At 70.0% G+C, this 8087-nt stretch carries 13 protein-coding genes; 7 read left to right on the top strand and 6 right to left on the bottom strand.

All coding sequences use genetic code 11. From position 1 onward, the window contains the following. On the bottom strand, positions 1–237 hold a 237-nt coding region (locus AE652_RS05250), incomplete at its 3' end, for a YafY family protein (RefSeq protein ID WP_049649953.1). Between the two features lie 91 nt (positions 238–328). Here AE652_RS05250 and AE652_RS05245 point away from each other — a divergent pair. After that, complete coding sequence (locus AE652_RS05245; protein ID WP_049649952.1) at positions 329–880, top strand: NIPSNAP family protein; 552 nt, start codon at positions 329–331, stop codon at positions 878–880. Positions 881–911: 31 nt separating this feature from the next. On the opposite strand, the gene AE652_RS05240 is transcribed toward AE652_RS05245, so the two are convergent. Both AE652_RS05240 and AE652_RS46180 read right to left on the bottom strand, forming a co-directional pair. Next, positions 912–1439 (bottom strand): hypothetical protein, encoded by a 528-nt coding sequence (locus AE652_RS05240; RefSeq protein WP_049649951.1) that lies wholly within the window; start codon positions 1437–1439, stop codon positions 912–914. 94 nt (positions 1440–1533) lie between these two features. Beyond that, on the bottom strand, positions 1534–3039 hold the full coding sequence (locus AE652_RS46180; protein WP_049649950.1) for an MBL fold metallo-hydrolase: 1506 nt from the start codon (positions 3037–3039) through the stop codon (positions 1534–1536). A gap of 78 nt (positions 3040–3117) precedes the next feature. Here AE652_RS46180 and AE652_RS44835 point away from each other — a divergent pair, with 78 nt between their 5' ends. After that, positions 3118–3711, top strand: a complete 594-nt coding sequence (locus AE652_RS44835; protein ID WP_049649949.1) for a TetR/AcrR family transcriptional regulator — start codon at positions 3118–3120, stop codon at positions 3709–3711. A 48-nt stretch (positions 3712–3759) separates the two neighbouring features. On the opposite strand, the gene AE652_RS44830 is transcribed toward AE652_RS44835, so the two are convergent. Continuing rightward, positions 3760–4002, bottom strand: a complete 243-nt coding sequence (locus AE652_RS44830) for a hypothetical protein (RefSeq protein ID WP_049649948.1) — start codon at positions 4000–4002, stop codon at positions 3760–3762. Continuing rightward, entirely contained in the window at positions 3999–4367 is a 369-nt protein-coding gene (locus AE652_RS46175; RefSeq protein WP_049649947.1) for an ATP-binding protein, read from the bottom strand. The genes AE652_RS44830 and AE652_RS46175 overlap by 4 nt, the downstream gene beginning before the upstream one ends. A gap of 154 nt (positions 4368–4521) precedes the next feature. Here AE652_RS46175 and AE652_RS05215 point away from each other — a divergent pair, with 154 nt between their 5' ends. Both AE652_RS05215 and AE652_RS05210 read left to right on the top strand, forming a co-directional pair. Continuing rightward, positions 4522–5391: a helix-turn-helix transcriptional regulator gene (locus AE652_RS05215; RefSeq protein WP_063780061.1), complete on the top strand. Its 870-nt coding sequence runs from the start codon at positions 4522–4524 to the stop codon at positions 5389–5391. Positions 5392–5393: 2 nt separating this feature from the next. After that, entirely contained in the window at positions 5394–5594 is a 201-nt protein-coding gene (locus AE652_RS05210; protein WP_049649945.1) for a DUF397 domain-containing protein, read from the top strand. Positions 5595–5649: 55 nt separating this feature from the next. Here AE652_RS05210 and AE652_RS05205 read toward each other — a convergent pair whose 3' ends face one another. Then, entirely contained in the window at positions 5650–6153 is a 504-nt protein-coding gene (locus AE652_RS05205) for a GNAT family N-acetyltransferase (RefSeq protein WP_049649944.1), read from the bottom strand. Positions 6154–6503: 350 nt separating this feature from the next. Here AE652_RS05205 and AE652_RS05200 point away from each other — a divergent pair, with 350 nt between their 5' ends. The 3 genes from AE652_RS05200 to AE652_RS05190 all read left to right on the top strand — a co-directional run bounded on the left by AE652_RS05200 (position 6504) and on the right by AE652_RS05190 (position 7850). Further along, entirely contained in the window at positions 6504–6767 is a 264-nt protein-coding gene (locus tag AE652_RS05200) for a DUF397 domain-containing protein (RefSeq protein WP_063780060.1), read from the top strand. A gap of 152 nt (positions 6768–6919) precedes the next feature. Continuing rightward, positions 6920–7219 carry a DUF6879 family protein gene (locus AE652_RS49420; protein WP_369808270.1) on the top strand — a complete coding sequence of 100 codons (300 nt, stop codon included), beginning with the start codon at positions 6920–6922 and terminating at the stop codon, positions 7217–7219. 109 nt (positions 7220–7328) lie between these two features. After that, a complete protein-coding gene (locus AE652_RS05190; RefSeq protein ID WP_049649943.1) occupies positions 7329–7850 on the top strand; it encodes a DUF6879 family protein in 522 nt (173 codons plus the stop codon). The last annotated feature ends 237 nt before the right edge of the window (positions 7851–8087 follow it).

Here is an 8087-nt window from a genome sequence, read left to right as displayed (position 1 = left end):
GGCCTGGGCCTCGTCGGCGGTCAGCCCGGTTAGGCGGGTCCGGTAGCCGTCGACCAGCCGGTACCCGCCGGCGTGCCCGGCGTCGCCGTACAGCGGGACACCGGCGGCGGCGAGCGCCTGGACGTCCCGGTAGACCGTACGGACGGAGACCTCCAGCTCCGCCGCCAGCTGCTCGGCGGTCAGCCGGCCCCGGTTCTGGAGCAGCAGGAGCAGGGCGACCAGCCGACTCGCGCGCATGCCGCCCAGTATCCACTGACAGGAGATGTCAGGGGAGCGCTCCTACGCTGCGGCCCATGAACGACTTCACCCGCACCGGGGCGGCCACCGCATGAGCCCCGTCGTCGAACTCCGCCGGTACACCCTGCACCCCGGCGCCCGGGAGACCCTGATCGAGCTGTTCGAGCGCGAGTTCGTGACCGGCCAGCAGGCGGTCGGCATCACCGTCGGCGGCCGCTTCCGCGACCTGGACGACCCGGACCGCTTCGTCTGGCTGCGCGCCTTCCCCGACATGGCCGGCCGGCGGCGCGCCCTGGAGGCCTTCTACGGCGGCCCGGTCTGGCGGGAGCACCGCGACGCGGCCAACGCCACCATGGTCGACAGCGACGACGTCCTGCTGCTGCGCGGCCCCGGCTTCACCCCGCCCGCGGGCGCCCGCGAGGTCCTCGCCACCGTCTGCCACCCGGCCGACGCCGCCGCCTTCGACGCCTTCGCCACCGAACACCTGCTCCCGGCCCACGCGTTGCACCGCACCGAGCACGCCGAGAACGACTTCCCCCGGCTGCCCGTCCGCACCGGCGAGGACGTCCGCGTCTGGTTCGGCCCCGCCGAGCCGGCCCCCTGGCCGTCCCGGCGACTTCGGCTGGAACCCGTCACGCCGTAGCCCCCGGACGCACCCCGCCGTACCCGCTCCGTCAGGGGCCGACGAGCCCCGCCAGCTCGTCGGCCGACTCCGGTGCCAGGCGGTAGAACCCCTGGAGGCCGACCGCCCGTTCGAGGCGGCCGTCCACCACGTGCTTCAGATTCCGCGTCCGGTTGCGGCGGTTGCGCCAGGTGAGCCGCTCCAGCAGCTCGCCCGGCACCGGCCGGTCGAAGCGCACCGGCGTCGCGTCCACGTGCACCGCCGAGGCGCCGCAGCCGCCGGCGCCGAGCATCGACCAGGCCTCGTGCCCGGGGAACGCCGGGTCGTCCCAGCTCGCGGCGGCGGCGCCGCAGCAGTCGCCCCGCTCCCGGTCGACCACCCGCATCCGGCTCACCACGAACACCTCACACCGGTTGACGTGCAGCGCGTACACCTCGTCCCCGGCCCGGGCCCCCGACCAGGCGGGCAGCGAGGTGTGCACCCCGCTGAAGGCGACCGGGGGCCGGGTACCCACGTGGCCGGCCTTGCGCAGGGCGCGGCAGGTCGGCTGGGTCCACAGGACGGTGAAGGCGTCGGGCATGCGGCGATCGTAGGAGCGGGCACGGACAACGCCGGGTGCACGTTCCCTGCGCGCGCCGGGCACGTGCCCTACGCGCCCGCTCCTGCTGCCGCCCCTACGCGCCGGCCCCGGAGAGCCAGCCGTCGACGGGGACCCGGCAGGAGTTGAGGATTCCGGCCACCATCCGGTACGTCCCGACCAGCGCCAGCAGCTCCAGCAGCCGCGGCGCGGAGTAGCTGTCCGCCAGCGCCTCCCAGGTGGCCGGGGAGAGCGCGTGGCCGTCGTGCAGCTCGTCGACGGCCCGCAGCAGGACGCGGTCGGTCTCGGCCCAGTCGGGGTGGTCCGGCCCCTCCGGGACGCGGGCGATCTCAGGCCCGCTCAGCCCGGCGAGGCCGCCGAGCCGGACGTGGTGCTGCCACTCGTACGTCGAACCGGTGCGGTGTGCGGTGCGCAGAACGGCCAACTCCCGTTCGCGGGGCGGGATCGTGCCCTGGTTGAGCAGGGCGAGCAGCGGCGCCAGGCTGGTCAGCAGGTCGGGGTGGTGCCCGATGGTGGCCAGCACGTTGGGCACCGGGAAGCCCTCCAGCGGCCCGGCTCCCTCAGCCGGGAACAGCTGCCGGACGACGCCCGGCAGGCCCACGGCCAGCGCGGTGACCTCGGCGGCGACCTCGGCCCCGGCCCGCGGGGCCAGCAGCGGGGCGGGCTCGTACGCGTCCAGGAGACCCAGGAGTTCCATCTCGCCCGGGGTTCCGTCGCCGTTGAGTTCGCGGTGGACGGCGCCGATGTTGAGGACCAGCCGCTCGGGGTCGGCCAGGTCGGCGAGGCCGATCAGGTCCATCTCCCGTGCGGCGCGCAGCACCGGCACGCCCGCCCGGTGGGTGCGCTCGGCATGGTCGCGGACCCGCTCCAGGTAGTCGCGGAAGGAGCGGACCTCGGGCTTGCCGACGACCGGCCCGTGCCCGGGCACGATCGTATCGACGTCCAGGCCGAGGATGCGGTCGCAGACGGCGATCCAGTTGCCGATCGGGCCGCTGTGGATCACCGGGTGGCCGCCGATGAACAGGATGTCCCCGGTGAACAGCACACCGGTGTCGGGCAGTTGGACCAGGATGTCGCCCCGGGTGTGGGCGGGGCCGACCTCGATCAGCCGGACGGTGCGCCGCCCGACAGCCACGTCCAGCTCGCCGGTGAAGGTCCGGTTCGGCGGGGTCGGGGTGATGCCGCCGAAGTCGAAGGTCTCCCGCATCCGCTGGACGACCTTCGGCAGCCGGAGGTCACCCGGCGCGGCGACCACCGCGTGCAGGTGGTCGCCGCGCATCTCGGCCGCGGCGGCCTCGGAGGCGATGGTCACGACGTCCGGGAGGAGCTGGTTGCCCCACCAGTGGTCGCCGTCGCTGTGGCTGTTGACCAGCGTGCCGATGGTGACGTGCGGCAGGGCGCGCGCGACGGCGTCGAGCAGCTCGCGGGTCTGCGGGACGGTGAACAGGGTGTCGACGAGCAGGGCCTCGCCGCCGGAGGCGATCAGCCCGGCGTTGCTGAGGCCCCAGGAGCCGTTGGGCTGCAGGTAGGCATAGGTGTCCGGGGCGATCTCGTGCAGGCCGAGGGTGTACGGGACGGCCATGGGTGGGCCTCCTCACTGATTGGACTAGAGTACCAACATGTACTCCAGTCCATCAATGGATTCAAGTACGCTCCCCTTGTGACCTCTCCCCCCAACCGACACGACCAGCGCCGCACCGCGACCCGGGAACGACTCCTGACGGCAGCCCTGGAGCTGTTCGCCACCCAGGGGTACGCGGCAACCACCTACGACCACATCGCCGAACGCGCGGACGTGGGACGCCAGACGGCCTTCAACCACTTCCGCCGCAAGGAGGACTTCGTCACCGCCTGGGTCCAGCAGCGGCACGAGGTGCTGAACCGGCGGGACGAGGCCAGCGCATCCACCGGCGTCTCCGTCATCGATGCGCTCGCCGACGCCCTGCGCACCCTCGCGGAGCTCAACGAGCGGGAGTACGCGCTGGCCAAGGACCTGCACGACAGCGGAGTCCTCCACGCCGCCTTCGCCCTCGGCACCACGACGCCGCAGGCGTTCGTCACCGCCACCACCCGGGGAGCCGAACAGGGCGAGATCCGCCCGGAGTTCGACCCGGCGGCCGTCGCCGACCTGGTGTTCGACACCTACATCACGACCCTCGGCCGCTGGCTCGCCGCCGGCGCGGACCGCCCGCTCGCCGACGCCCTGCTGGCCAGGCTCGACATCCTCGCCACCGGCTTCACGGCCGGCTACTGACCGCACGGGCGCGGGCCCCGTCCGACGGACGGAGCCCGCGTGCGCCCGCTACCGGTACTGCCTGAACTCGCGGACGAGCGCGAGCAGGTTGATCAGAGTGCTGGCCGGAACATTGCCGAGCGAGACCAGGACCTGCCCGTTCAGGACGGTCTCCCCGGGCTGGGCGGACGGCCAGAGCAGGCCGAACTCGCGCCCCTCGGTGCGGAGTTCCACGATCAGGCCGGCGATCTGCCGACTGGTGAGGTGCCGGATCGCGGGATCGGCCGGCCGGATGGGATAGAGGGCGTTCACACGACCAGGTCCAGCTCGAACCAGACCCGCTTCCCGAGCTTCTGCGGCTCGACACCCCAGCGGTGCATGAGCCCCTCGATCAGCTGCAACCCCCGCCCCGACTCGGCGAGCAGACCGAACTTCTGATGCTTCGGCAGCTCCGAACTGCGGTCGGCGACGGTGACGCGGAGGGTGCCGCCGGAGTAGACGACCGTGACGACGGGCGAGGCCGTCAGCCCGTGCCGCCACGCGTTCACGACCAGCTCCATGAGCGCGAGTTCGGCGTCCCCGATGGCCGGGCCGGGGTACCCGGCGCGCTCCATCGCGTCGCGCAACACCTCGCGGGACACGGTGAGGGAGGGGGAGTTGAGGTTGGGGTCACACATGGGGAATCTCCCAGCGGTGTAGAGGAAGCACACCGGAACTGCCCACGGTGCGCAGCGTGTTAACACTTTAAGTGGATCCACCAGAAATTTGCAACACGCTCCGCGCATGCATCTACACTCTCCGTAGGTCACGGTCTGCGAGAAGGGCACGCCCATGGGCTTCAGGAGCGGAATCAACGAGCGGCAGCGTCGTCTTGGCGAGGAACTTCGCCGAGTTCGCGATGCCGCTGGGCTCTCAGCCGCAGAGGTGGGAGAGGCCCTCGGCGTGAAGGGGCCGAACATCAGCCACGTCGAAGCTGGCAGGATCGGCCTCACACTTGTGCGCCTGACGACCTGGCTCAATCTGTGCGGGGTGACGGACCCCGAGTACCGAGCCGGTCTCACATCCATGAGCGAGAGCACCGGGAAGGGCTGGTGGACCGAGTTCAAGCCCCATGTCGTCCCGAGCGCACTCGATCTCGCGGAGTTTGAAGCCAGTGCAACCGCCCTGGACAGCTACCAGACGCTCCTGATCCCCGGGCTCCTACAAACCAAGGCGTACAGCGAGGTGATCCACGACTACGCGGAGAAGAAGGTCGAGTTCCGCCAGCGTCGCCAGGAAATACTGACCGTCGAGAACGCTCCACCGTTCCGCACCGTGATCCATGAGGCAGCCCTGCACATGATGTACGGGGGACCGACCATCATGCGCGACCAACTGAACCATCTCATCGAAGTCAGCAGGCTGCCGCATGTGACGGTCCAGATCCTCCCGTTCGACTGCACCACCTACTCATCGACCGAGACGTCGTTCGTCCTGATGCATGGAGCTCACGCGCGCCTTGACACCGTTCTGCTGGAACAGCCACACAGCTCGTACTTCTTGGGAGACCCTGAGGACGTGGCGGCATTCCGTAGGAAGTTCGATCGAATCCGGGGCCTTGCCCTGTCTCCCCTGCACGCCGCCTCACCTTCCCCGTCAGCCACCCACCGTGATTCGCTGGGCTTGATCCAGCACGTTCGCTACAAGGTCCAGGGAAGATAGCCATGAGCCAACTCAACTGGCAGAAGTCCAGCTTCAGCGGCGACAAGGCCGACTGTGTAGAGCTCGCCTCCGAAGGTGACCGCATCTATCTCCGTGAGTCGGACGACCCCACCACCATCGTCACCACCACGCCCATCACCAAGCTCGCCGCCTGGCTCCACAGCGCCAAGACCGGCGAGTTCGACCACTTCATCGAAGCCTGACTTCCCTCCCCCGTGCCCCCGGCGCCGGGCCGGGGCACGGGGCCTCCGGGTCAGCTCACGCGTCGGGGTGTGCGGACAAGGCGAGCCAGTCAGTCCACGAGATCCCCCGGCCGAGGAAGCGCGGCTGCTCGAACGGCCAGTCGGCGGCGATCCACTGCGGCACCAGCGCGTCCAGGGCCCGCTCGACCTCGCTGCCCACCAGGTCGTCCACCACCCACCAGGCGATCTCGCCGTCGGCGCCGGCCTTCGCGGGCGGGTCGATGTAGACGCAGCCGAGCAGGGCCGTCTCCGCCTCGTCGAGCAGCGCGTAGTTGAACGACTGGTGGGCGGCGATCTCCTTCTCGTGCCGCAACAGGTCGGCCTGGTTGGCCTCGAAGGTCATGGTGGCCGCGGGCCAGCCCCAGGCCGGACCGAAGACGGTCCACAGCCGCTCGCGCGAACCCATCACGGCCGGATAGTCGAGCGGCGCGTCCGCCTCCCGGACCGGCCGCAGGTGGTGGCGCCCGCCGGGCAGCGGCACGTGGACGGGGTGGACGAAGTCATCGGGAAGCCAGCTCATGGCGCCCGACCGTAGCACCGTGCCGGCGCCCGCCCCCCTGATTTTCTCCCCACCAACCGGACGATCCCGCCGCCCCGGCGCAAGGCTCGTCTCCACACCTTCCGCATCGAGCGCCCGGCCAGGTCCCGGAACCGCTCGAAGACGCCAGCCATCTCCCCACCCACCCCCAAATCAACAACCACCTAAAGTCTCGCGCGGGAAGTCGCCTGGGCCGACTTCCCGCGCAGGGAGCAACCTCTCGGCCCCTACGCCAGGCATCCTGGGACACGGGCCGTCGTGGTAGCAGCACGCGCACGGCAGAGGCTGTACCGGACTTGCTCCAGCCGTCACACAGCGCCGGGAAGGTAGCCATGAAACAGCTCAACTGGCAGAAGTCGAGCTTCAGCGGCGAGGAGGCCAACTGCGTCGAAATCGCGTCCGCTGACGACCTCCTCTACATCCGCGAGTCCGACGACCCCACCACCATCGTCACCACCACCCCCATCACCAAGCTCGCCGCCTGGCTCCACAGCGCCAAGGCCGGCGAGTTCGACCACTTCACGGCCCTGAAAGTGCCCACCGTTGAGATCCCCCAGCACGTCCTGGAGAAGGCCGTTCGTGTCCTTGGACGGTGACCAGTGGCGCGCCCACTTCGACGGCTACCAGCACGATGCCTTCCGGTTCGAGGCCCAGCCCGCCTACACCATGCCCAAGGAGGCCGAGAACCTCGCGGCACCGGCGGGTCCACGGCTTCGTCTCCTCCGGGCGGACGATCGGCCGCGTCCGCGTGGTGCGCCGGCCCCTCACGGACTACCAGCGGTACCAGTTCGCCTGGGGCATCCCCGGCAACATCACCGCGGGGGAGGACATCCGGATCCTGGACGCCACCGAGCGGGATCTCGGGATCCCCGACCAGGACTGGTGGCTGTTCGACGGTTCCTCGGCCGTCCACCTGAACTTCCGGCCTGACGGCACCCAGATCGACCGTGAACTGGTCACCGGCGACATGCGCCAGTACCAGGAGTGGAAGGAGCTCGCCCTGGCCCACTCCGTACCGTTTCTCGAATTCCTGAACACGCTCGGGTGACACTCGACCCGGACCAGCCCGACCGACGGCCGTCTACCACCGCTTCCATCTCCGCCAACTGATCTACTCCCAGTAGCAGTTGAGCCCTAGCCCAGCCGGAGGATTCCCAGTGAGCATCTCAGGCGAAGACTTCGAGAACCTCTTCTCGACGTTCCAGCGGGAGGCGTTCCGACTGGAAACGCTTGACGACTACAGCGGGTCATCGAACGCGGCGAGCCTCCGCGCGTTCCTCGATGGTGAACCGCAGCCGGCCGACTACAACCAGGAGTGGGTGGATGAGGTCCGGGCGAACACCGCCGGCGGGAAGCGCATGTACCGGGTCCACATCCTCTCCCGTCCGCTGACCCCCTACCTCCGGTTCGAACTCGGCTGGGGATACGCCAAGAACGCCACCGCCGGGGAGGAGTTCTTCATCCTCGACACCACCGACCAGCCGAATCCGCTCGATGGTGTTCCCGACTTCTGGGCGTTCGACGAATCCACCGTCATCACCATGCGCTACAGCGACGGCGGCACGTTCCTCGACGCTGACAGGGAGTCGACCACCGAGAAGTGGCTGGGGTACCGCTACCTCGCCCTGAACCGTGCGGTGCCCTTCGCCGAGTGGTGGGCCCGGCACGGAAGCGAGTGAGAGGAACGGATCCCGAATGAGCGTTCAAGCCTTGCGGCTACCCATCGCATAGGAAGTCAGCCGAGCCGACTTCCTAGACGGGGTGCACTTCTCGACCCCGCGCCCCAGATGTCCTGGCGCGCGGGACATGACGAGTAGAGCGCAGGCTTCCACAGCCCGTCGGTGCGTGAGAAGTCGGCGGGGCCGACTTCTCACGCACACGCGGGGGCGGGGTGGGGCGGAGGGGTGGGTGTGGGG

It is taken from the genome of Kitasatospora sp. MY 5-36, assembly GCF_001182915.1.
In the GTDB taxonomy this organism is placed as follows: Bacteria; Actinomycetota; Actinomycetes; order Streptomycetales; family Streptomycetaceae; genus Kitasatospora.
The sequence above is the reverse complement of the archived record's forward strand: the minus strand, read 5'-3'. Positions and strand labels throughout refer to the sequence as shown.

Coding starts and splice junctions, on each gene's coding strand:
- AE652_RS05240 (WP_049649951.1), bottom strand. CDS start 1,439: ATGCCCGACGCCTTCACCGTCCTGTGGACCCAGCCGACCTGCCGCGCC.
- AE652_RS05215 (WP_063780061.1), top strand. CDS start 4,522: ATGGGCTTCAGGAGCGGAATCAACGAGCGGCAGCGTCGTCTTGGCGAG.
- AE652_RS05210 (WP_049649945.1), top strand. CDS start 5,394: ATGAGCCAACTCAACTGGCAGAAGTCCAGCTTCAGCGGCGACAAGGCC.
- AE652_RS46180 (WP_049649950.1), bottom strand. CDS start 3,039: ATGGCCGTCCCGTACACCCTCGGCCTGCACGAGATCGCCCCGGACACC.
- AE652_RS05200 (WP_063780060.1), top strand. CDS start 6,504: ATGAAACAGCTCAACTGGCAGAAGTCGAGCTTCAGCGGCGAGGAGGCC.
- AE652_RS05205 (WP_049649944.1), bottom strand. CDS start 6,153: ATGAGCTGGCTTCCCGATGACTTCGTCCACCCCGTCCACGTGCCGCTG.
- AE652_RS46175 (WP_049649947.1), bottom strand. CDS start 4,367: ATGTGTGACCCCAACCTCAACTCCCCCTCCCTCACCGTGTCCCGCGAG.
- AE652_RS05245 (WP_049649952.1), top strand. CDS start 329: ATGAGCCCCGTCGTCGAACTCCGCCGGTACACCCTGCACCCCGGCGCC.